Here is a 22,322-nt window from a genome sequence, read left to right on the forward strand (position 1 = left end):
TCCTCCGCCTTTCGGCGCTCGTCTCTGCCCGGCCGCGCCGAGAGCGGCGCTTCCTGAGGCGGTGCTGATTCCCCCGTGTGATACCGGATGATCCTGATCGTGAATTCCGGAGAACTCCGACGGACCCGAACACCCGGCGTCGTCGAGTTTATCCTACAATTACCGGGCGGAATTCAACAGCACGAAAAGGCGGACAAACAGGGCGCCAATTCGAATTCATTCGAAAGACGGTGCGGCGGGGGCCGGGAGCTCAGCGCTCCGTCCGGCGGCCGCGGCGCGGGGAGTGGCCGAACGGCAGGTCCTCGCCGTCGCGCTGCTTGAGCTCCTCGTACCAGCGCTCGGCGTCCTCCTGCGAGCGGGACTCGACGGCGCGCTCCGTGCGGTCGCCGCGGAAGATCCAGCGGAGGATGAACCAGAAGATGATGCCGATGCTGATCGAGGGCAGCAGGACAGCGATGTATTCCATGGGTGCGATTCTCCCGGGGAGATCTGGGCGGAGGCTGGGGACGGCGAGGGGCCGCGGCACGGCCGCGGCCCGGGCTCAGTCCTGCTCGGGCTTCATGAGGGGGAACAGGATGGTCTCCCGGATCCCCAGGTCGGTGAAGAGCATGATGAGCCGGTCCAGGCCCAGGCCCAGGCCGCCCATGGGCGGGGCGCCGTGCTCGAGGGCGCGCAGGAAGTCCTCGTCCAGCCGCATGGCCTCGTCGTCGCCGGCCGCGGCCCGGTGGGACTGCTCGGTGAGCCGCTCGCGCTGGACCACGGGGTCGATCAGCTCGGAGAACGCCGTGCCGCGCTCCATCCCCCCGATGATCAGGTCCCACGCCTCGATCAGGCCGTGCTCGGAGCGGTGCTGGCGGGCGAGCGGCTGCGCCGAGGGCGGGTAGTCGCACACGAAGGTCGGCTGGACCAGGGTGGGCTCCACGATCTCGCCGAACAGCTCGAGCACGTACTTCTCCGCGTCCCACATCGGGCCGACGGGGACCTCGTGCTCCTCGGCGATCCGGTGCAGGGTCTCCACGGGGGTCTCCGGGGTGATCCGCTGCCCCACGGCCTCGGAGAGGGCGGGGTAGACGGACAGCCAGCGCCACTCCCCGCGCAGGTCGATCGTGCCCTTGTCCGTCTCGATGGTGTCGACGCCCAGGGCGTCGGCGCACGCGAGGATGATCTCCTTGATCCGCTCAGCCATCGTGAACTGGTCGGCGTAGGCCTCGTAGGCCTCCAGGGTGGTGAACTCGGGGCTGTGCGAGGAGTCGACGCCCTCGTTGCGGAAGACCCGCCCGATCTCGAAGACCCGCTCGATCCCGCCGACCACGGCGCGCTTGAGGTAGAGCTCCGTGGCGATGCGCAGGGTCATGTCCTGGTCGAACGCGTTGAGGTGCGTCTCGAACGGCCGGGCCGTGGCCCCGCCGTGCACGAGCTGCAGGATCGGCGTCTCGATCTCCACGTAGCCGCGCTCCACCAGGACGTTGCGCACCGTCTGGATGATCCGCGCCCGCTGCACGACGACGTCGCGGGCCTCGGGCCGGACGATGAGGTCGAGGTAGCGCCGGCGCACCCGGGTCTCCTCGCTGAGCTCGTTGTGCAGCGTGGGCAGGGGCCGGAGCGCCTTGGACGCCATGGTCCAGGCGTCGGCCATCACGGAGAGCTCGCCGCGGCGGGAGGCGATCACCTCGCCGTGCACGGCGACGAAGTCGCCGAGGTCCACGAGGGACTTCCACTCGCCCAGGGACTCCTCCCCCACCTTCGCCTGGGAGAGCATCATCTGCAGGCGGGTGCCGTCCCCCTCCTGGAGGGTGGCGAAGCACAGCTTGCCGGTGTTGCGCACGAAGACCACGCGCCCGGCCACGCCGACGAACTGCCCGGTCTCCTCGCCGGGCTCGAGGTGGCCGTGGGCCTCCCGCACCTCGGCGAGGGTGTGCGTGCGCTCCACGCCCACGGGGTAGGCCTCCCGGCCCGACTCGAGGAGCCGGGCGCGCTTGGCGAGGCGGAACTGCATCTGGTCCGAGAGCTCGGCCTGCTCGGCCTCTGCCTGGGCGGTCGGGGAGGTGTTCTGCGCGTTGGTCACAGTTGTCCAGGATAACGGGGAGGGTCAAATCCCGGCCGGGGTCCTCACAGCACGAGGTTGTCGATCAGCCGGGTGCCGCCCACGTGGGCGGCCACGAGGGCGAGGGCGCCGGGCGCCGGCTCGACCGGCGCCAGGGTGCGGGGGTCGACGACGACGAGGTAGTCGAGCCGGACCCCGTCCTCGGCGTCGATCCGCCGCCGGGCGGCCTCGAGCTCCAGCTCCCCGGCGGCGAGCGCCCGCAGGGTGCGCGGGAGCACGAGCGCGGAGCGGCGCTGCGCGGCGTCGAGGTAGCGGTTGCGGGAGGACAGCGCCAGCCCGTCGTCGTCGCGCACGATGGGCACGGGCCGGACGGTGACGGGCAGGTCGAAGTCGGCGACCATCCGGCGCACGAGAAGCAGCTGCTGGGCGTCCTTCTCCCCGAAGTACGCCCGGAACGCGGCCGGCCCGGGCGGGGCGGCGATGTTGAGGAGCTTGTTGACCACGGTCAGGGCGCCGTCGAAGTGGCCGGGGCGGCTCGCGCCGTCGAGCACGGCGCCGAGCCGGCCGGAGGTGACGCGCACGAGGGGCTCCCCGTCCGGGTACATCTCCGCCGTCGACGGGGCGAAGACGAGGTCGGCGCCGAACCGGCCGAGCAGCTCGACGTCTGCCTCGAGGGTGCGCGGATAGCGCTCGAAGTCCTCGTCGGGGCCGAACTGCAGCGGGTTCACGAAGACCGAGACCGCGACCACGGTGTTCTCCTGCCGGGCGAGGCGCACCAGGTGGCCGTGCCCCTCGTGCAGGGCGCCCATGGTGGGCACGAGGCCCAGCGACGCCCGCTCACCGGACGCCCCGTCCCGGGCCGCGCCGAGCCGGTCGGCCAGCGCGGCCCGGAACTCCTCGATGCCCCGGCAGACGCGGGGGACGCCGGTGGGGGCGCCGATGGGGTCGCTCACAGCGTGCCCTCTCCGCCGGTGCCGCGGGTGCCCTCGGTGCCGTCGGTGTCCCGGGTGAGCTCGAGGGCGGCGAGCACGGCGTCGTAGCGCGGGCGGTCGAGCAGGCCGCGGTCCAGGGCACGGCGGGCGGTGACGCGGGCGAGGTCCAGGTAGGCGAGCAGGACGTCGTCGCTCCCGTGGCCGTGGGCGTACTCGTCGAGGGCGTCCCGGTGGGCGGCCACGGTCCCGGCGTCGCCGCGGGCCACGGGTCCCGTGAGCGCGGACTCCCCCGCGGCCAGGGCGTTGTCCAGGGTCGCGCGCAGCAGGGGCCCCACCATCCGGTCGGGGCGCTCGACGCCGATGTCGCGGAGCACCTGCATGGACTGTCCGGCGACGGTCATCAGGTGGTTGGCGCCGTGGGCGAGGGCCGCGTGGTAGAGCGGGCGGTCGGCCTCCGCGACGACCACCGGCTCGGCGCCCATCTCGACCACCAGCGCCTGGGCGATGGGCAGCACCGGTCCCGGGGCCGTGATCCCGAACGAACAGTCGCTCAGCCGGGCAAGGTCCAGGCTCATGCCCGTGAAGGTCATGGCCGGGTGGATCGCGAGCGGGATCGCCCCGAGCCGGCGGGCCGGGTCCAGGACGCGGGTGCCCCAGCGGCCCGCGGTGTGCACCACGAGCTGCCCGGCCTGCCACAGCCCGGCGTCGGCGAGGCCCTGCACGAGCCCGGGCAGCTCGTCGTCGGGCACGGCGAGCAGCACGAGCTCGGCGCGCTCGAGCACGGACGGGACCTCGAGGACGGGCACGCCGGGCAGGAGGGCCTCGGCGCGGTCCCGGCTGGCCTCGGAGACGGCGTTGACGCCGACGACGGCGTGGCCGGCGGCGCGCAGCGCGGCGCCCAGGACGGCGCCCACCTTCCCGGCGCTGACGACCCCGACCCCGAGGCGTCCCGGGCGGTCGGACGGGTGGCTCATGGTCTCTCCTGGCGGGGGGTGTGGGGGTGGCTCGGGCCGTCGGCCAGTCTACGGGCCCCGGCCGCGTGCACCGCCTGGGCCGCGGCGAGCGCCCGGGCGTCCCCGGCGTCGAGATGCGGGACCATGACGCTCACGGGCCCCGGCGTGGAGTGCAGCTGGACGTCGGCGAGCCCCAGGGCCCGCTCGAGCGGGCCCTGGCTCACGGCCACCGACTGGGTCTTCTCGTGCGGCAGCACGGCGGTGCGCCGGCTCAGCCGCCCGGACCGGACCGCGAGGACGTCCTCGGTCGCGGCGAAGCCGGTCCGGCGGTGCACGAGGGGGTCGAGCCACCGGGCCCGGCGCGGAGAGGTGGTGAACCGGCCCTGCGCGCCCAGGCCGTGCAGGCCCTCCCGCAGCAGCGCGGCGAGGTCACCGTCCCGGGCGCCGGGCAGCGCGAGGTGCAGGACCTGGTGCACCTGGGGCAGGGTTCCGACGGGCAGCAGGGTCGAGCGCATGGCGTCGCCCTCCCCCGCCGCGGGCCCGTAGCCGGCCACGTTGACCCGCACCCGGTACCAGCCGAAGGGCCGCCAGAGCAGCGGCTGGTCCACGCCCACCGCCTGGATCCGCCCCGCCGGGACGGTCTGGGAGCGGACGCTGAACAGGCCGTAGCGCACGCGCATGCCCTCGGGGACGCGCAGCAGCCGGAAGTGGTAGCCCTGCTCGACCCGGCGGTAGGAGACCGCACCGAAGCTGATCAGCCCGGGCAGCCAGGCGGCGAGCATCGCCGGGGCGGCACGGGCGTCCACCAGCAGGGCGGCCGGTGCGGCGGCCAGCAGCACGGCCAGGGCGACCGACGAGCCCGAGGCGAGCACGGAGCCGATCAGCCGCGGCACCGGCACGCCGAGCACCGGGCGCTCCTGGTCCCCGGTGACCGCCCAGGGGGCCGGTCGCCGCACGGGCAGGCCGGGCGCCGCACCGGGTGCCGGGGCGGCGGGGTCCTGGCCCGGGGCGGCCAGGCCGAGCCGGCCCAGCAGCTCCCCGCGCAGCACGCGCGCCTGGGGGTGGGTGAGGTAGGACAGGGACACCGCGGACTGCCCGGCGTCGGCCACCTCGAACTTCAGCTCCGCCAGCCCCAGCAGCCGGGGCAGGAACGGGCGGTGGATGTCGATGGCCTGCACCCGGTCCAGCCGCGCCTGGCGCTCCTGCCGGAAGAGCACCCCGGAGCGGATCCGCACGTGCTCCGGGGTCACCTGGTAGCGGGTGAACCACCAGGAGACCAGCACGGCCGCGGCGAACACGAGGAGCACGACCGCCACGAGCCCGGCCAGCACCCACCAGAAGGCGGCGCCCATCCGGGCCGGGTCGAAGTCCTGGGGCGGCACGGCGTCCCCGCGGCCGAGGAAGGCGTTGAGGAAGTCGTCGAGGAGGATGTTGACGAAGGCGCCCGCGATCACGACCATCGCGAGCCAGCCCTTGACCACCGGGGTCAGCGGGTGGACACGGTGCCACTGCGGGGCCGGCGCGGGGGCGGGGGCAGCGCTCACAGGCCCGCCAGGAGGGCCTCGCCGCGCGCGGTGAGCCGCTCGCGCAGCCGGGACGCCTCGGCGTGCTCCACCCCCGGGATCTCGGCGTGGCTGCCCACGGCGGCGGTGTGCAGCTTCACGGTGGCCAGGCCGAAGCTGCGCTGCAGCGGGGAGACCGACACGTCCACGTACTGCATCCGGCCGTAGGGGATCACCGTGACCCGCTGGTAGAGCAGGCCGCGCCGCACGAGCAGGTCCTCGCCGCGCTCGGCGTAGCCGATCGCCCGGACCCGCCGCGGGGCCAGGAGCACGGAGAGCAGCCCGGCCGCCAGGACGGCCGCGGGCGGCAGCAGCAGCAGGCCCAGGGGGGCGCCGGACCACACGCCCGTGGCCGCCAGCACCGCCGGCCAGCCGAGGGCGGCGAGCCAGAAGAGGGTGCTGAGGAGGGTGGAGAGCACCACCACGGAGAGGTGCTTGGGCGAGACCCGGGTCCAGGCCAGGCCCTCGGGGTCGATCGCGGGGTTGCTCAGGGGCACCCGGTCACCGGGCGTCCCCGCCACGGGGCCGCCGACGGGCCCGTGGGCGGATCTCTCGGGCATAACCACCTTCTCCCTCGGGAAGCTCCTTCTGCCGCCCCCTACGGTACTCGGCGCCCTCCTCCGCGTCGGGATCGTCCGGCGGCAGCTTGCAGAAGCCCTCCACGATCCAGCCCACCACCACGAGCACGAGCCCGGCCCCGGCGTGCACCAGGCTGGCCCACAGCGGGCCCTGCTCGGAGCGCACGGAGACCAGCGCGAGCTGCTCGACGGCCACGGCGGCGTGCCAGCCGGTCAGCATCGCCCCCGCCCAGGCCACCGCCTGCGCGCCGGCCGCGGTGCGGGCGGCCACGAGCGGGTCGAAACGCTCCGGGCGCGCTCCGTCCTGGTGCCGCTTGACCCGCACGCCCAGCACCAGCAGGGCCGCGGCCACGGCGGCGAGGGCCGCGAGCGAGGCCCACGGCAGGATCAGCAGCGGCCCGCCCGCGCCCGTGGACAGCCGGTTGGCGGTCCAGCCGACGGCGCCGGCGGCGGCGGCGCACATCAGCAGCGCCGGGACCGTGAGCACGTGCACGGCGGCTCCCCCTCAGTCCCCGTCCCCGCCGGGAGCGGGGTCCTCGGGCAGCAGGGGGATCGTGTCCGGCCCCAGTCCGCCGAGGTCCTCCGCCCGGCGGGCCAGCTCGGCGACGCTGCGCCCCTCGAGCGTCGCGCCGGGGTCCATGAGGGCCCAGGGCACGAGCACGAACGCGCGGGTGCCGGCGCGCAGGTGGGGCACGGTGAGGTCCGGCTCGTCCAGGCGCAGGTCCCCGTAGACCACGATGTCGACGTCGAGGGTGCGCGGGCCCCAGCGCTGCGTCCGGGTCCGGTGGTGGCGCTCCTCCACCTCCTGGCACGCCCGCAGCAGCCCGAAGGGGCTCAGCTCGGTCTCCACCTCGACGACCGCGTTCAGGTAGTCCCCCTGGCCGGCCGGTCCGCCGACCGGCCGGGAGCGCACGATGGGCGAGGCGCGGACCAGCGTGATCCGCGGGTGGGCGGCCAGCTCGAGGGCGGCGCCGCGGAGGGTGGCCTCCCGGTCGCCGAGGTTGGCGCCGAGGGCGAGGACGGCCCGGGTGCCCACCTCAGCGCTCCCGGTAGATCGTGACGGAGACGTCGGAGAACGTCACCTCGATGGGCGCCTTGGGCTTGTGCACGGTGACCTCCACCGCGTCGAGCGGGAAGCGGGCGAGCAGCCGCCGGGCGACCTGGTCGGCGAGGGTCTCGAGCAGGTTGACGCTGGGGCCGATGACGATGTCCCGCACCTCCTCGGCGACCTCGCCGTAGTGGGCGGTCAGGGCGACGTCGTCCGAGGCCCCCGCCGCGGCCAGGTCCAGGTACATGACGAGGTCCACGAAGAAGGGCTGGCCGCTGCGCTTCTCCTGGTCGAAGACGCCGTGGTAGCCCACCGCGCCGATGCCCAGGAGGTTGATCCGGTCCCGGCGGTCGGGGGCCCTGGTGGTGGACACCGGGACGTGCTGGCGGCCGGCCCGGTCCCCGGCGCGCATCCGGGCGGCGTCCGCGTCCTCGCGCGGCACGCGGTTCACCGGTCCGCTCCGGAGGACGCCGGCAGCACGCCGGCGTCGGCGGCGGGGCGCAGCAGGGCCGGCTCCACGCCGCGCCAGGCGTGCGCGGCGGCCACGGCGTCGGCGCTCGGGCGCACGGCGTGGACGCGCACGCACCACGCGCCCGCGTGGGCGGACAGCGCGCTGATCGCGGCCGTCGCCGCGTCCCGCCCGGCCGCGGGGCGCGGTGCGCCGTCCTGCTCGAGCAGGGTGCCGAGGAAGCGCTTGCGGGACGCCGCGACGAGCACCTTGTGGCCGGTGGCCGTGAAGCGTGGCAGCGCCCGGAGCAGCTCCCAGTTCTGCGCCCCGCGCTTGTCGAAGCCCAGCCCGGGGTCCAGGACCAGCTTCTCGGGGGCCAGGCCGGCGGCCAGGCAGCGCTCCGTCAGCGCCTCGAGCTCCCCGAGCACCTCCCCGGCCACGTCGTGGTAGACGGCCCGGGAGTCCTGCACGTCGGGCAGGCCGCGGGCGTGCATGAGGACGTAGGGGGCCTGCCGCTCGGCGACCAGGTCGATCATGTCCTGGCTCGCGCGCAGCCCCGAGACGTCGTTGACGATGTGCGCCCCGGCGTCCAGGACGGCCTCGGCGGTCCCGGCGTGGAGGGTGTCGACGCTGAGCACCGCGCCCGCGGCGGCGAGGGCCTCGACCACGGGCAGGATCCGGCGCCGCTCCTCGGCGGGGTCGATCCGCTCGGAGCCGGGCCGGGTGGACTCGCCCCCGACGTCGACGATGTCGGCGCCCTCGGCGAGCATGCGCAGCCCGTGCGCGATCGCGGCCTCGTGCCCGGCGTGCTCGCCGCCGTCGCTGAAGGAGTCGGGGGTGACGTTGAGGATGCCCATGACCAGCGTGCGCCCGGTGGGCAGGTTCTCGAAGGAGCCCCAGCCGGAGGGCCGGTGCGCGGGGTCGGTGCGGAGGGGGGGCGTCATGTGCTCAGCGCCCCAGGATGAGGCTCATCGCCTCGGCGCGGGTGGCGGGCTCGCGCAGCTGTCCGCGCACGGCCGAGGTGACGGTCTTGGCGCCCGGCTTGCGCACCCCGCGCATGGACATGCACAGGTGCTCGCACTCGACCACCACGATCACCCCGGCCGGCTGGAGGTGCTCCATGATCGCCTCCACCACCTGGGTGGTCAGCCGCTCCTGGACCTGGGGCCGGCGGGCGAAGAGGTCCACGAGGCGGGCGAGCTTGCTCAGGCCGGTGACCATCCCGTCGTGGCCGGGGATGTAGCCCACGTGGGCGTGCCCGTGGAACGGGACGAGGTGGTGCTCGCAGGTCGAGTAGAAGGGGATGTCCTTGACGAGGACCATCTCGGAGTGGCCGATGTCGAAGGTCGTCCCGAGGATCTCGGCGGGGTCCTGGTGCAGGCCCGCGAACATCTCCGCGTACGCCCGCGCCACGCGCCCCGGGGTGCCCTGCAGGCCGTCCCGGTCCGGGTCATCGCCGATCGCCAGCAGCAGCTCGCGCACGGCCGCCGCGACGCGCGGCTGGTCGACCGCCCCGGCGCCGGCCTCCAGCGCGGGGGCGGGGTCGGGGTACGGCGGGTCGAACGCCTCCGCGCGCAGGTCGTGCGCGCTCGTCTGCTTCGTGCGGGCCTCGTGGGGCAACGCGCCCTCCTTCGGGATCTGCCGGTGCGGCGGGGTCTGCCGGACGGGACGGGAGTCGGCGGACGCGACCGGCTGTCGCTCCATCCTAGGCCCGGCTCAGTCCGTGCCGGCCCCCGGGGCGCGCTCCGCGGAGGGTCCGGTGGCGCTCGAGGAGCCCGCCCCCTCCCCCGGGGGCACCGAGTGCCCGCGCTCCGGGACCTCGAGGGGGTGCTCCGGCTTCGCGGCGGCCGCCTGGTCCTGCGGGGCCAGGGTCGCGGGGTCCTGGGCGTGCAGCCGCCGGGCCTCCTCGCGCTCGGCCTGCGTGACCACGGGCGGGTCCTCGGAGAGCGGCCGGGTGTCCTTGGACAGCCACACGGGCCGCAGGTCCCGCTTGCGGATGTCGTGGAAGAGGTCCGCGATCTGCGCCTCGTTGAGCGTCTCCTTCTCGAGCAGCTCGAGGGCGAGCCGGTCGAGGACGGGACGGTTGTCCATGAGGATCGCGTGCGCCTCGTCGTGGGCCTGGTCCAGCAGGGCCCGCACCTCCTCGTCGACGATCGCGGCGGTGCGCTCGGAGTACTCCCGGCCCGAGCCGGCGGCGTCCCGGCCGAGGAACGGCTCGGAGCTGTCCCCGCCCAGCTTGATCGAGCCCACGCGGGCGCTCATGCCGTACTGGGTGACCATCTTGCGGGCCGTGTCGGTGGCCTTCTGGATGTCGTTGGACGCGCCGGTGGACGGGTCCCGGAACACGATCTCCTCCGCCGCGCGCCCGCCCATGGCGTAGGCCATCTGGTCGAGCAGCTCGTTGCGGGTGGTCGAGTACTTGTCGTCCATGGGCATGACCATGGTGTAGCCCAGGGCCCGGCCGCGGGGCAGGATGGTGATCTTCGTGACCGGGTCCGTGTTGCGCAGGGCCGCGGCCACGAGCGCGTGCCCGCCCTCGTGGTAGGCGGTGACCTTGCGCTCGAGCTCCTTCATGATCCGGCTGCGCTTCTGCGGACCGGCGATGACCCGGTCGATCGCCTCGTCCACGGCGCGGTCGTCGATGAGCTGGGCGTGGGAGCGGGCCGTCAGCAGCGCGGCCTCGTTCATCACGTTGGCGAGTTCGGCGCCCGTGAAGCCGGGGGTGCGCTTGGCCACGGCGGCGAGGTCCACGTTGTCCGCGAGCGGCTTGCCCTGCGAGTGCACCCGGAGGATCTGCAGGCGGCCCTTCATGTCGGGGGCCTCCACGCCGATCTGGCGGTCGAAGCGGCCCGGGCGCAGCAGCGCCGGGTCCAGGACGTCGGGGCGGTTGGTCGCGGCGATCAGGATGACGTTGGTGGTGGCGTCGAAGCCGTCCATCTCGACGAGCAGCTGGTTGAGGGTCTGCTCGCGCTCGTCGTTGCCGCCGCCCATGCCCGCGCCGCGCTGGCGGCCCACGGCGTCGATCTCGTCCACGAAGATGATGGCCGGCGCGTTCTCCTTGGCCTGCTGGAACAGGTCGCGGACCCGGGAGGCGCCCACGCCCACGAACATCTCGACGAAGTCGGAGCCGGAGATCGAGAAGAAGGGCACGCCGGCCTCGCCGGCCACCGCCCGCGCGAGCAGGGTCTTGCCGGTGCCGGGAGGGCCGTAGAGCAGCACGCCCTTGGGCACCTTCGCGCCGAGGGCGGTGAAGCGCTCCCGCTCCACCAGGAACTGCTTGATCTCGTCGAGCTCCTGCACGGCCTCGTCCGCGCCGGCGACGTCGGCGAAGGTCACCGTGGGGTTGTCCTTGTCGAACATCTTGGCCCGCGAGCGGCCGAAGCGCATGACCTGGGACCCGCCCCCCTGCATCCGGGAGAACACGAACCAGAAGATGGCGAGGATGATCAGGAACGGCAGCATGAAGCCGAGGAGGCTGGTGAACCAGTTCGACTCGACGGGCTGGTCCGTGAACCCCTGGAGGTCCGCCGCGTTCATCGCGTCGACGACCTCTTCCCCGCGCGGGGTGACGTAGTAGAACTCGACGCTGCGCCCGAGGTCGCGGCCGTCGAGGGAGAGGTCCTCCTCCAGCTGGAGCTCGACCTTCTGCTGGCCGTCGTAGATCTTCGCCTCGGCGACCTGGCCCTCGCGGAGCAGCTGCAGGCCGACGTTGGTGTCCACGCGCCCGGAGGAGCCCGTGGTGAGCGTGCCCACCAGGGGGAAGAGGATCAGAGCGGCCAGCAGGACCCAGAACCAGGGTCCTCTGAAGAAGTTGTTGGGTTTTTTCGCCGTGGCCAAGCCGCTGATCCTCCCGTGGATGGTTGTCCGGGCCCCCTCGAGCCCGTGCCCGCCCAGGGCAGGAGGTCCAGGGGACGCAGACCTACAATGTACAGCCCGGACTCGGGGTCGGGCCCCGGACGGGCCGGGAGTTCCCTGTCAGCGGACACCCGGCCCGGGAACCGCCGCGGCGCACGCCCGCCGGGGGCGCCGGCTCACTCGTAGACGTGCGGCGCCAGGGTCGCGATGCAGTCGAGGTTGCGGTACTTCTCGGCGTAGTCGAGCCCGTAGCCCACCACGAACTCGTTGGGGATGTCCCAGCCCACGTACTTGACGTCGATGGAGGTCTTCGCGGCCTCGGGCTTGCGCAGCAGGGCGCAGATCTCCACCGAGGCCGTGCCGCGGGACTCGAGGTTGGCGCGCAGCCAGGACAGGGTCAGGCCCGAGTCGATGATGTCCTCCACGATGAGCACGTCCCGCCCCGTGAGGTCCGTGTCCAGGTCCTTCAGGATGCGGACCACGCCCGAGGACTTGGTCCCGGAGCCGTAGGAGGACACGGCCATCCAGTCCATGGGGTACTGGCCCTGGAGCGCCCGGCACAGGTCGGCCATGACCATCACCGCACCCTTGAGCACGCCCACGAGCAGGACGTCCCGGCCCCGGTAGTCGGCGTCCACGGCGGCCGCCAGCTCGGCGATCCTCGTGTCGATGTCTTCCTTGCTGTACAGGACCTCGGTGAGATCCCCCTGGACGTCCTCAGCCTTCACGGCGCTCCTCGGGTGATGCGGATGCGGGTCGGGTGGCGCTCGCGGGCCGCGGGCGGACGAGCTCCAGGTGCCCCGGGCCACGGGTGCCCGCCGTCGGGCGGCGGCGCCACACCGACACCTTACCCGCCATCTGCACGGGCCCCGCGGCCCCGTGTCCCGCGGCGAACTCGTCCAGCGCGCCGAGCCGCTCGTAGGCCGGGGTCTGTCCGCCGGCGGCGACCACGGCCGCCGACAGGGCGCGGCGGCGCAGCGCGGGGTGCGCGGCCCGCACCGTGGCGAGGTCCAGGGCCAGGGAGCCGGGCAGCTCCGGGGCGGCGGCGCGGGCGCGCTCGAGCAGCTCCCCCGCGGCGCCGTCGAGGCAGTCCGCGTCGGGGCCGAGGATCGCGGCGGACCGGGCCAGGGCACGGGCCAGACCGGGGCCGAGCTCGTCCTCCAGCAGCGGGAGCACGCGGTGGCGGACCCGGGAGCGCATCAGGGTGGTGTCCCGGTTCGTGGGGTCGTGCCAGGGCTCGAGCTGCTCGGCGGCGCAGATCTCCAGGGTCTGCGCGCGGGAGAGGTCGAGGAACGGGCGGAGGTAGGTGACGCCGTCGAGCTCGCGCACGGGGGGCATCCCGGCCAGCGAGCGGGTGCCGGAGCCGCGGGCGAGGCCCAGCAGGACGGACTCCGCCTGGTCGTCCAGGGTGTGCCCGAGCAGCACGGCGTCGGCGCCCGTGCGCCCCACGACCTCCGCGATGCCCGCGTAGCGGGCGGTGCGGGCCGCCATCTCGGGGCCGCCCGCGTCCCGGCGCACGGTCACGGCCGTGACGACGACGGGCGCCAGCCCGGTCTGCTCGAGCGTGCGGGCGGCGCGGGCCGCGACCGCCGCGGAGTCCTCCTGGAGGCCGTGGTCGACCACCACGGCGCCCACGCGCAGCGTGCCGCGCCGGGCGAAGTGGGCCGCGGCGGCGGCCAGCGCGAGGGAGTCGGGGCCGCCGCTGCAGGCCACCAGCACGAGCGGGGGCTCCGCGGAGGTCCGGGGGACGTGCTGCCGGACGGAGTCGAGCACACGGCGCCGCCCCGCGGCGACGTCCGGGGACAGTCGGCCGCGGCGGGCGAACTGGGTCACCGGCGGGCGTCCTCGCGGTCGCTCGCGGCCTGCTGGTTCTGCGACTCCCGCACGGCCAGGCGCACGACCTTGGCGAGGGTCGGGGCGGTCTCGCCGAGCAGGTCCAGGGCGGCCTCGAGCTCGTGCCGCGGGACCACGTGGGCGAGGGCCGCGACGGCGTTGGTCTCGCTGTGGATGCCGGCCTGGATCTGCGTGGTCGACAGCACGGGCTGCGAGGCCTCGACCGCGGCGAGGACCTCCTCGATGTCCGGGGTGCCGATGCGCTGCTCCAGCATCACCAGGCGCTCGTAGACCGCCGGGTTGCCGATCTTGATCCGGCGGCCGCTGTTGAGCTGCGACAGCATGGGCGCGGAGAGGCCGAGGACCTCGGCCAGTCGCCGCTGCGTGATGCCGTAGGCCTGGACGACCGTGCCGAAGCGCTCCGACAGGGGCTGGCCGTACAGCTTGACCTGCTGTTCGATATTCTCTGTGCTCACGTAAAGATTTTGTCACACAAAGGTGATCCGGCCTACCGCGTGTCGCGCCGTGACCGAGGTCTCCGAGGCGGGGCGCCCCACCCGTAATGTGTATGAATCTGCATGTCAAACGGGGGTGCGTGGTGTCTACCACATTCCCGGCGGCTCCGGGGCGGGGAGGAGCCGGCGCGGCGGTGCGCCCGGGCCCAGCACGCGCTCGATCCAGCGCTCCGGGGCGTGGATCTCGACCTCCGTGGGAAGGTGCTCCGGGGCCTCCCAGATCCGGTTGAACGACTCCAGCCCCACGGTCCCCACCACGGTCGTGACGAACCGCTGGCCGTCGCTGTACTGGCGCATCTTCGCGTCCATCCCGAGCAGGCGCCGGACGAAGCGGTCGAGGCTGCCCTGGAGCTCGGAGCGCCGCTCGAAGCGCCGCCGGATCGTCTTCACGGAGGGCACCACGGAGGCGTCCACCCCGTCCATCACGAAGTTCGCGTGCCCCTCGAGCAGGCTCATCACGGCGGTGAGGTGGGAGAGCACCTCCCGCTCCCGCCGCCCCATGAGCAGGCCCACCACGCCGAGGGAGGCCCGGGGCTCCTCCGCCCCCGCGCCGCGCCCGGGCAGGGAGCGGACCGCTTCCGTGAGCCGCGCCCCGAGGGTCTCGGCGTGCCCCATGAGGGAGTCGGCGAGCTCGTTGATCTGCTCGATCATGTGCTCGCGCAGCCACGGGGCCGCGGCGAACTGGACGCGGTGGGTCTGTTCGTGCAGGCAGACCCACAGCCGGAAGTCCTCCGGCTCGACGTTGAGCTCCCGCTCGACCGTGAGGATGTTGGGCGCGACGAGCATCAGCCGCCCGCCGGGGTGCCGCTGCGCGGCCACGGCGGAGACCAGCCCGGCGTACGGGTCGTACTGGCCCAGGACCTTCGCGGAGAGGAACCCGAGCACCGCCGCCATCTCCATGGCGGTGGCCGTGCCGCCGAGGGCGGTGGCGGCCGCGCCGAACTGCTCCGGGCGGCGCCGGCGCAGGGCCTCGACCGCCGGTTCCATGAGCACCTCGAAGGCCTGGGCGTTGGCCTTCGACCACCCGGCGCGGTCCACGACCAGCACGGTGGAGTCCCGCAGGTCCCGCGCCGCCTCGAGCCCGGTGATCCGGTGGACGTGGTCCACGGACGCCTCGGCGTGGCGGCGCATGGAGGCCACCGCCGCCTGCATGGCCCGGGCGGACATCCTCGGCCCCGGCGGCGTGAGCCGGGCGGCGGCTGAGGCCGCGAGGTCCCACCGGACGATCCCGGGCGCGTCCGTCTCCGGCGGTCGTTGTGCTGCGCTCATGGCCTCATGCAACCACACGCGCCTGGGAGCGCCCGGCGCGGACCGTCACAGGAGGGCCAGGGCCGCCACCGCGCGGTCCACGGCGTCCCGGGCGGCGGCGGGGTCGGCGACCTCGTTGAGCACCACGGAGAACGTCAGCAGCCGCCCCCCGTCCGTGCTGACGTGCCCGCTGAGGGCGACCACGGAGTTCAGCGTGCCCGTCTTCGCCCGCGCCAGGCCTCGCCCGGGGCGCTCGGCGTCGTCGTCGAACCGGCCGGCGAGGGTCCCGCTGCCGCCGGCCACCGGGAGCGCCCGGGCGCCGGGGGTCAGCGCCCCCGTGGGGTCGGTGACCATGGCCCGCACGACCTGCTCGAGCGCGCGGGCGGGGATGCGGTTGCGCAGGGACATCCCGGACGCGTCGGAGAGCACGGCGCCCGGCGCCGGGACGCCGTGCGCCTCGAGCGCCGCGGCCGCGGCGGCACGGCCGCCGGCGATGCTCGCGGGCCGGTCCGCGGCCCGGGCCGCGAGCCGCGAGAGGACCTCGGCGAGGTGGTTGTCGGAGTCCTGCAGCATGAGCTCGGCCTGCTCGGCGAGGGTCGCGGACTCGACGGCGGCCAGCTCGGCCGCACCCTCGGGCGCCCGGCCGGGCGCGACCGCGGGGACGGAGGGCGCCCCGCCCCCGGGGAGCCGGGCCGCGAGCTCGGCCGCGAAGACCTCGGCGACGTCCTGCGCCGCGTCCACGGGCCGCTCCGCCGACGGCCCCTCCCCCGCGGGCACGCGGTGGGACCAGAACGCCATGGGCGCGACCGGCCCGATCTGCCCCGCCGCGACGTCCCCCGCGGCCCAGTCCTCGTTGACGTCCGGTCCGGCGAACAGGCTCGCGTCCCACCGCACGGCGGTGGGCCCGGCCGCCCCGCGCTCGGCGAGCGCCTCGGCCGTCTCCTGCGCCAGGGTCCGGATCCCGGCCCGGCCCAGCACGGCGTCCGGGTCGGAGCCGCCCGGGCTCAGCAGGGTGTCCCCGCCGGCCACCAGCACCACCGTGCCCGGCTCCGGCCCCTCGACCACCGTGGTGCGCAGGCGCCGGCCGGGGTCGGCGTGGGTGAGCAGGGACAGCGCCGTGACGAGCTTCTGGTTGGAGGCCGGGACCAGGGGCGCGTCCGCGTCCCGCTCGAGCAGCGGCTCCCCGGTGAGGGCGTCGGCCACGAGGACGGAGCGCCGTCCGGCGGTGCCGGCGAGCACGGGCTCCACCGCCGCGGCCACCTCGGCGGCGCCGGGCACGGGGGCGGCCGGGTCGGGGGGAACGGCCCCGGCGGGGGCGGGCGCCTCCGCGGGGAGGACTCGGGCCGCCGGGAGGTCGTTCCCGGCCAGGCCCAGCGCGGGGGCCCAGTGGGGGTGCAGCCAGCCCGCCACGCCCACGCAGCCGGCGGCGAGCAGCGCCGTCAGGGCGCGGTGACCGGGGCCCGGACGGGCCCGCGGCCGCCGTCGCCCGGCGGGGGGACCGTGGCGTCGGGGACTGCTCATGCCCCCATTGTGGCCCGGTCCGCGGCGCCGCGGCGGCTCCGGCGCCGGCCCCGGAGCGGCGCCGCGGCGGGCCGGGCCGCCCANGATGATCAGCACGTTCATGGGTGTCGCTGCTTCCTCGGGGCGCGGGCGCCCACGGGGTCGATCGGGAGCCTCCCCGGAACGGGGTTGCTAAAAAAGATTCGAAAAGGGCCGCCGCTATCGTGGGTCTCGGATCTGCCCCACCCCGCCCGGGTGGTGCGGCCGCGCTCGGCCGCTGTCAGCCCTTTCCGGCCCTTCCGGGCCCATCCAGCACGAGGAGAAGCACCATGGAGTTGGACGTCACCATCGAGATCCCCCGGGGATCGCGCGTCAAGTACGAGATCGACCACGAGACCGGCCGCCTCCGCCTGGACCGCGTCCTGTTCACGTCGATGCAGTACCCCGCGCACTACGGCTACTTCGAGGACAGCCTGGGCGAGGACGGCGACCCCCTGGACGCCCTCGTGCTCCTGGACTTCGAGATCGTCCCGGGCGTGCTCGTGGAGTCACGCCCCATCGCCGTGTTCAACATGAACGACGAGGCCGGCGGGGACGCGAAGATCCTGTGCGTGTCCACGGACAAGCGCTACGACCACATCCAGGGTCTCGACGACATCGACGAGTACAAGCTCAAGGAGATCCAGCACTTCTTCGAGCGCTACAAGGACCTCGAGCCCAACAAGTGGGTCAAGGGCGAGGGCTGGGAGGGCCGGGAGACCGCCGAGCGCCTCGTCGAGGAGGCCCGCGAGCGTTTCGAGCAGTCCCACTACGACTCGGCCGCCGAGGCCGAGGAGAAGGCCCCGTCCACCGACTGAGCGGACGGGCACGCGCGGGGGCCGGGGACCGGAGGGTCCCCGGCCCCCGCGCGTCCGGGGCCCCGGGCCCGACCCGGGTCGGCGCGTGACGTGCGCCCTACAGGGATTCCATGAATTTCGTTATATTGGNCGAGCAGTCCCACTACGACTCGGCCGCCGAGGCCGAGGAGAAGGCCCCGTCCACCGACTGAGCGGACGGGCACGCGCGGGGGCCGGGGACCGGAGGGTCCCCGGCCCCCGCGCGTCCGGGGCCCCGGGCCCGACCCGGGTCGGCGCGTGACGTGCGCCCTACAGGGATTCCATGAATTTCGTTATATTGGGATCGGCCGGCTCAGCCGGCCCGACGGCCCCAGGATGCATCCCCCCATCGGCATCCGGGCCGCCGACCGGGATCGAGGTCGCCGGAGCGCACCCGCGAGGTGCCCGGTGGCGGCGGGGGTCCCCCCACCCGCGCCGCATCCCATCGATCTCTCCCGGTCCATCCCGGCGGGCCGGTCACCGGCCCCCGGGAGTCGGCCGGCAGGTCCGAGGACCTGCCGGCCGATCCCCGTCCTGCGCTGCCGGTCCCGCCCTCCTTGTGACGTCCGGTCCCTGTGGTTCGATGGACGCGGACCCGGGACGGACCCGGCGCCGTCGGAAGGATGCGCATGTTCCTGCTGGGCCCTGAGGCGGACCTCGTCTTCTCCGCGAGCGACCTGGTGCGCGCGGCCGAGTGCCCCTACGCGAGCCTGTGCGTCCTGGACGAGAAGCTGGGGCGGGCGCCGCGCCGGGCCCCGGAGCGGGACGCGATGCTCGCCCGCACGGCCGAGCTGGGCGACGCCCACGAGCACCGGGTCCTGGCCGCGCACCTGGCGGCGTTCGGCCCGTGGGACGCGGCGACCGGACGGGGGGTGCACGAGGTCGAGCCGGCCCGGCGGATGGACCGGGACGAGCTGACCGCCAAGCACGCCGAGTCCCTGGACGCCCTGCGCGCGGGCGCCGACGTGGTCTTCCAGGCCTCCTTCTTCGACGGTGCCTTCCACGGCCGCGCCGACTTCCTCGTCCGCCGCCCGGACGGCGCGTACGCGGTGCACGACACCAAGCTCGCCCGGCACGCCAAGGTCACCGCCCTGCTCCAGCTCGCCGCCTACGCCGACCAGCTCGAGCGGGCCGGGGTGGACGTGGCCCCCGAGGTCACCCTGGTCCTCGGCGACCAGCGGGAGGCGGTCTTCCCCGTCTCCGAGCACCTGGCGGTCTACCGCGAGCGCCGGGAGCGGTTCGTCGCGGCCGCCGCCGCGCACCGGGCGCGGCCCGGGCCCGTGGACTGGCAGGACGACGACGTCGCCCGCTGCGGCCGGTGCGAGCACTGCGCCCGGGCCGTCGCCGAGCACCGGGACCTGCTGCTGACGGCGGGGCTGTCCGTGCGGGTGCGCCGTACGCTGCGCGACCGGCACGGCGTGCGCACCGTCGACGAGCTCGCGCTGCTGGAGGACCGGCGGCTCCCCGCCGCGCTGCGGCGGCTGCGGGACCAGGCGGCCATGCAGACCGGCCGGGGCGGGGAGGACGGCTCGGTCGAGTACGGGAAGGACGGGGGGATCCGCCGGATCGCCTACCGGGTCACGGCCACGGACCCCGTGCGGCGGCTGCCCGCCCCGGACGCCGGGGACGTGTTCTTCGACTTCGAGGGCGACCCGCTGTGGCAGGACCCGGGGGACGCGACGTCCTGGGGGCTCGAGTACCTGTTCGGCGTCGTGGAGCAGCCCCCGGAGCCCGGCGCCGCCCCCGTCTTCCGGCCGTTCTGGGCGCACTCCCGGGGCCAGGAGCGGGACGCGCTCCGGGCGTTCCTCGACTACGTGGCCGAACGGCGCCGGCGCTTCCCCGGCATGCACGTCTACCACTACGCGAACTACGAGAAGGCGGCCCTGCGCCGGCTCTCGCTCGTGCACGCCGTGGGCGAGGACGCCGTGGACGAGCTGCTGCGCGAGAACGTGCTGGTGGACCTCTACGACACCGTGCGGGGAAGCCTGCGGCTGTCGGAGAGCTCGTACTCCATCAAGAAGCTGGAGCCGCTCTACATGGGCGAGCACCTGCGCACCGGGGACGTCGTGGACGCCGGTGCGTCGGTGGTCGCCTACGCCGACTGGTGCACGGCCCGGGCGGCCGGGCGGGAGGAGGACGCGGCGCGGCTGCTGGCCGGGATCGCCGACTACAACGCCTACGACTGCCTCTCGACCCTGCGGCTGCGGGACTGGCTGCTGGGCCTCGCCGGGATCTCCCCGGACCCGGCGGACCACCCGCCGCGCCCCGCCCAGGAGCGGCTCGAGCTGCCCGAGGAGCTGCCGGACGCCGGGATGACCGGTGCCGAGCAGCGCCTGCACGAGCACCTGGACGACCCGTCCGCGCGGGACGTCCTGACCGAGGAGCAGCGCACGGCCGTCGCGATGGTCGCCTCCGCCACCGGCTACCACCGGCGCGAGCGCAAGCAGTACTGGTGGTCCCACTTCGACCGCCTCGAGGGCCCCGTGGAGGACTGGGAGGACACCCGCGACGTGTTCGTGGTCCGGCGCGCGGAGGTCCTGGAGGACTGGGCGAAGGACCCGGGCAAGCGCAGCAGCGCCGCACCCACCCGGCTCCTGCGCCTCGCGGGCCGGTTCGGCGAGGGCTCCACCCCCAGACCCGGCACCGCCGGGCTGTTCCTGATGTACGGGGCCCCCGTGCCCGCGCACCTGGCCGAGGACGCCGCCCCGCGCGGCAGCGGCCGCGCCGGGGACTGGACCGCCGCCCTCGAGCACGTCGAGGAGCACGAGGACGGCACGGCGGTGCTCACCGTGCGCGAACGGCTGAAGAAGCCGCGGGACGCCCCGGCCCCCGAGCCCTGGGCGGAGCTGCCGATCGCACTGGGCCCGGCCCAGCCGATCGCCACCCGCTCCCTCGAGGAGTCCCTGCAGACCCTCGCCGCCCGCACGGCCGACGCCCTGCCGGAGCTCCCGCGGCAGCCCGGCCTCGAGCTGCTGCAGCGCCGGGCGCCGCGGCCCGCGGACGGCAGCCCCCTGCCCCGCCCGCACGACGGCCCCGACGGCACGATCGACGCCGTGGTGCGTGCCCTGCGCTCGCTCGACCGCAGCTTCCTCGCCGTCCAGGGGCCCCCGGGCAGCGGCAAGACGTTCCTCGGCTCCCACGTGATCGGCCGGCTCGTGGAGGCCGGCTGGCGGATCGGCGTGGTGGCGCAGTCCCACGCCGTCGTCGAGAACCTCCTCACCGGGGTGCTCGAGAAGGGCGGGGTCGCCCCCGAGCGCGTCGGCAAGAAGCCGCCCTCGGGCCGGCCCGCGGACCGGGAGACGCCGTGGCGCGACGTCCCGGGGAAGGACTTCGCCGCGTTCCTGGCGGACGGCGGCGCCGTGGTGGGCGGCACCGCGTGGGACTTCTCCAACGCCAAGCACCTCGAGGACGAGGCCCTGGACCTGCTCGTGGTCGACGAGGCCGGGCAGTACTCGCTGGCCAACACCCTGGCCGTGTCCCGGGCCGCGCGGCGCCTGCTGCTGCTGGGCGACCCGCAGCAGCTGCCGCAGGTCTCGCAGGGCACCCACCCCCTGCCCGTGGACGAGTCGGCGCTGGGCTGGCTCTCCCACGGCTCGCCCACCCTGCCCGCCGAGCACGGCTACTTCCTGGACCGCACGTGGCGAATGCACCCGGCCCTGTGCGAACCGGTCTCCGAGCTCTCCTACGCCGGGCGGCTCGGGTCCGCCCCGGCCGCGAGCCGCCGAGAGCTCACCGGCGTGGCCCCGGGCCTGCGCACCTGCTACGTCGAGCACACCGGCAACCGCACGGCCTCCCCCGAGGAGGCCCGGCGCGTCGTGGAGCTGGTGCACGAGTTCGCCGGGACGCCGTGGCGCTCCGGTCCGGGGGCACCCCCCGTGCCGCTGGCGCCCGAGGACGTGCTCGTGGTGGCCGCGTACAACGCCCAGGTCGATTTGATCGGCCGGGAGCTCGCCGCCGCGGGCCTGCGGGACGAGGACGGCGGCGGGGTCCGGGTGGGCACCGTCGACCGGTTCCAGGGCCAGGAGGCCCCCGTCGTGATCGTGTCGATGGCCGCCTCCGCGGCCGACGGCCCCCGAGGGATGGAGTTCCTGCTCTCCCCCAACCGGCTCAACGTGGCGGTCTCCCGGGGGCAGTGGTGCGCCGTGGTGGTGCGCTCCCCCGCCCTGACGGACTACCTGCCCGCCACCCCGGAGGCGCTGCAGGTGCTCGGCCGCTTCACGCGGCTGTGCCGCCGCGGACGGCCCGCGGGGCTGCCGTGAGCACCGAGCGCGTGCCCTACGTCCTGCACTTCGAGTCCAGGACGGTGGTGCTCGGCGAGCCGGCCCACCTGGAGGAGCTGGACGCCCTGCTGCGGCGCGCCGACGTCCGGACCCGCCCCACCTACTGGCACGGCATGCACCAGGACGATCCCGGGGCGGCGCTCAACAGCGTGGGCACCGACCTCACCGCGGAGCAGTTCTGGGACCGCGTGGACGCCGGGGCGTTCGCCGCCGCCCGGTGGCCCGTGGACCTCGACGGCCCGCTCTACCTCCCGGCGCCGCCCGCGTGGCTGCAGCAGGCCCGGGCGTGGGAGTACGACCCCCTGGCGCCGGCCCTGGGCGCGGCGGCACCGGGCGGGTGGCTGCGGGTCCCGGGCTGGGCCGGGACCGAGAACAACGACGCCGGGGCGGCCGTGGGACTGCTCCAGCTGACCGACCCGGACTCCTTCTGGGTGCTCGGCTCCGACGCCGACCTGGCGGAGGTCGCCGCCACGGCCAAGGAGCTGGCCCCGTTCCGGCAGGGCTTCGACCGGCTCACCGCCTACTTCGGCCCCGACGACCGCATCGGCTGCCTGCGCCTGCCCGTGGTGTGCCGGGAGCCCCTCGAGGACGAGCTCATCGTGCAGGGGGTCGACATCGAGCCGCGGTTCTGGGAGTGAGTCCCCGCCGCGC

20 protein-coding genes are annotated in these 22,322 nt (G+C 75.1%); 3 read left to right on the plus strand and 17 right to left on the minus strand.

Annotated elements, in window-relative coordinates:
* Window positions 1-250: 250 nt before the first annotated feature.
* From H488_RS20900 to dacB, 17 genes are all read right to left on the minus strand, one after another.
* Complete coding sequence (locus H488_RS20900) at window positions 251-466, minus strand: hypothetical protein (protein WP_017832026.1); 216 nt, start codon at window positions 464-466, stop codon at window positions 251-253.
* Window positions 467-541: 75 nt separating this feature from the next.
* Entirely contained in the window at window positions 542-2,065 is a 1,524-nt protein-coding gene (gene lysS, locus H488_RS20905; RefSeq protein WP_017832027.1) for a lysine--tRNA ligase, read from the minus strand.
* A 44-nt stretch (window positions 2,066-2,109) separates the two neighbouring features.
* Window positions 2,110-2,997, minus strand: a complete 888-nt coding sequence (panC, locus tag H488_RS20910; protein WP_017832028.1) for a pantoate--beta-alanine ligase — start codon at window positions 2,995-2,997, stop codon at window positions 2,110-2,112.
* Window positions 2,994-3,950 (minus strand): Rossmann-like and DUF2520 domain-containing protein, encoded by a 957-nt coding sequence (locus H488_RS20915; protein WP_017832029.1) that lies wholly within the window; start codon window positions 3,948-3,950, stop codon window positions 2,994-2,996. Before H488_RS20915 ends, panC begins: the two co-directional genes overlap by 4 nt.
* Window positions 3,947-5,473: a PH domain-containing protein gene (locus H488_RS20920; protein WP_150110251.1), complete on the minus strand. Its 1,527-nt coding sequence runs from the start codon at window positions 5,471-5,473 to the stop codon at window positions 3,947-3,949. Before H488_RS20920 ends, H488_RS20915 begins: the two co-directional genes overlap by 4 nt.
* Window positions 5,470-5,982, minus strand: coding sequence for a PH domain-containing protein (locus H488_RS20925; RefSeq protein WP_031282261.1), 513 nt, complete (start codon window positions 5,980-5,982; stop codon window positions 5,470-5,472). The genes H488_RS20920 and H488_RS20925 overlap by 4 nt, the downstream gene beginning before the upstream one ends.
* A gap of 10 nt (window positions 5,983-5,992) precedes the next feature.
* Window positions 5,993-6,562 (minus strand): DUF3180 domain-containing protein, encoded by a 570-nt coding sequence (locus H488_RS20930; protein ID WP_017832032.1) that lies wholly within the window; start codon window positions 6,560-6,562, stop codon window positions 5,993-5,995.
* A 12-nt stretch (window positions 6,563-6,574) separates the two neighbouring features.
* Window positions 6,575-7,105 (minus strand): 2-amino-4-hydroxy-6-hydroxymethyldihydropteridine diphosphokinase, encoded by a 531-nt coding sequence (gene folK / locus H488_RS20935; RefSeq protein ID WP_017832033.1) that lies wholly within the window; start codon window positions 7,103-7,105, stop codon window positions 6,575-6,577.
* A gap of 1 nt (window position 7,106) precedes the next feature.
* Window positions 7,107-7,568, minus strand: coding sequence for a dihydroneopterin aldolase (gene folB / locus H488_RS20940; RefSeq protein ID WP_017832034.1), 462 nt, complete (start codon window positions 7,566-7,568; stop codon window positions 7,107-7,109).
* Window positions 7,565-8,509 carry a dihydropteroate synthase gene (gene folP, locus H488_RS20945; RefSeq protein WP_017832035.1) on the minus strand — a complete coding sequence of 315 codons (945 nt, stop codon included), beginning with the start codon at window positions 8,507-8,509 and terminating at the stop codon, window positions 7,565-7,567. Before folP ends, folB begins: the two co-directional genes overlap by 4 nt.
* A gap of 4 nt (window positions 8,510-8,513) precedes the next feature.
* A complete protein-coding gene (gene folE / locus H488_RS20950) occupies window positions 8,514-9,269 on the minus strand; it encodes a GTP cyclohydrolase I FolE (RefSeq protein ID WP_017832036.1) in 756 nt (251 codons plus the stop codon).
* Window positions 9,270-9,281: 12 nt separating this feature from the next.
* The gene (gene ftsH, locus H488_RS20955; protein ID WP_017832037.1) at window positions 9,282-11,402 is read right to left on the minus strand and encodes an ATP-dependent zinc metalloprotease FtsH; all 2,121 of its coding nucleotides are present in this window, start codon (window positions 11,400-11,402) and stop codon (window positions 9,282-9,284) included.
* A 194-nt stretch (window positions 11,403-11,596) separates the two neighbouring features.
* Window positions 11,597-12,148 carry a hypoxanthine phosphoribosyltransferase gene (gene hpt, locus H488_RS20960; protein WP_017832038.1) on the minus strand — a complete coding sequence of 184 codons (552 nt, stop codon included), beginning with the start codon at window positions 12,146-12,148 and terminating at the stop codon, window positions 11,597-11,599.
* Window positions 12,138-13,253, minus strand: coding sequence for a tRNA lysidine(34) synthetase TilS (gene tilS, locus H488_RS20965; protein ID WP_017832039.1), 1,116 nt, complete (start codon window positions 13,251-13,253; stop codon window positions 12,138-12,140). Before tilS ends, hpt begins: the two co-directional genes overlap by 11 nt.
* Window positions 13,250-13,729 (minus strand): hypothetical protein, encoded by a 480-nt coding sequence (locus tag H488_RS20970; protein WP_017832040.1) that lies wholly within the window; start codon window positions 13,727-13,729, stop codon window positions 13,250-13,252. The genes tilS and H488_RS20970 overlap by 4 nt, the downstream gene beginning before the upstream one ends.
* A 126-nt stretch (window positions 13,730-13,855) precedes the next feature.
* Window positions 13,856-15,037 carry a zinc-dependent metalloprotease gene (locus H488_RS20975; RefSeq protein WP_051063702.1) on the minus strand — a complete coding sequence of 394 codons (1,182 nt, stop codon included), beginning with the start codon at window positions 15,035-15,037 and terminating at the stop codon, window positions 13,856-13,858.
* Between the two features lie 45 nt (window positions 15,038-15,082).
* Window positions 15,083-16,537, minus strand: a complete 1,455-nt coding sequence (gene dacB, locus H488_RS20980; RefSeq protein WP_150110252.1) for a D-alanyl-D-alanine carboxypeptidase/D-alanyl-D-alanine endopeptidase — start codon at window positions 16,535-16,537, stop codon at window positions 15,083-15,085.
* Between the two features lie 308 nt (window positions 16,538-16,845).
* Between dacB and H488_RS20985 the strand changes: the two genes are divergently transcribed.
* From H488_RS20985 to H488_RS0117790, 3 genes are all read left to right on the plus strand, one after another.
* A complete protein-coding gene (locus tag H488_RS20985; protein WP_017832043.1) occupies window positions 16,846-17,373 on the plus strand; it encodes an inorganic diphosphatase in 528 nt (175 codons plus the stop codon).
* 647 nt (window positions 17,374-18,020) lie between these two features.
* Window positions 18,021-21,650: a TM0106 family RecB-like putative nuclease gene (locus H488_RS20990; RefSeq protein WP_017832044.1), complete on the plus strand. Its 3,630-nt coding sequence runs from the start codon at window positions 18,021-18,023 to the stop codon at window positions 21,648-21,650.
* The gene (locus tag H488_RS0117790) at window positions 21,647-22,309 is read left to right on the plus strand and encodes a hypothetical protein (RefSeq protein ID WP_150110253.1); all 663 of its coding nucleotides are present in this window, start codon (window positions 21,647-21,649) and stop codon (window positions 22,307-22,309) included. Before H488_RS20990 ends, H488_RS0117790 begins: the two co-directional genes overlap by 4 nt.
* Window positions 22,310-22,322 lie beyond the last annotated feature (13 nt).

This window comes from Kocuria sp. UCD-OTCP (assembly GCF_000349605.1).
Lineage (GTDB): Bacteria > Actinomycetota > Actinomycetes > Actinomycetales > Micrococcaceae > Kocuria > Kocuria rosea.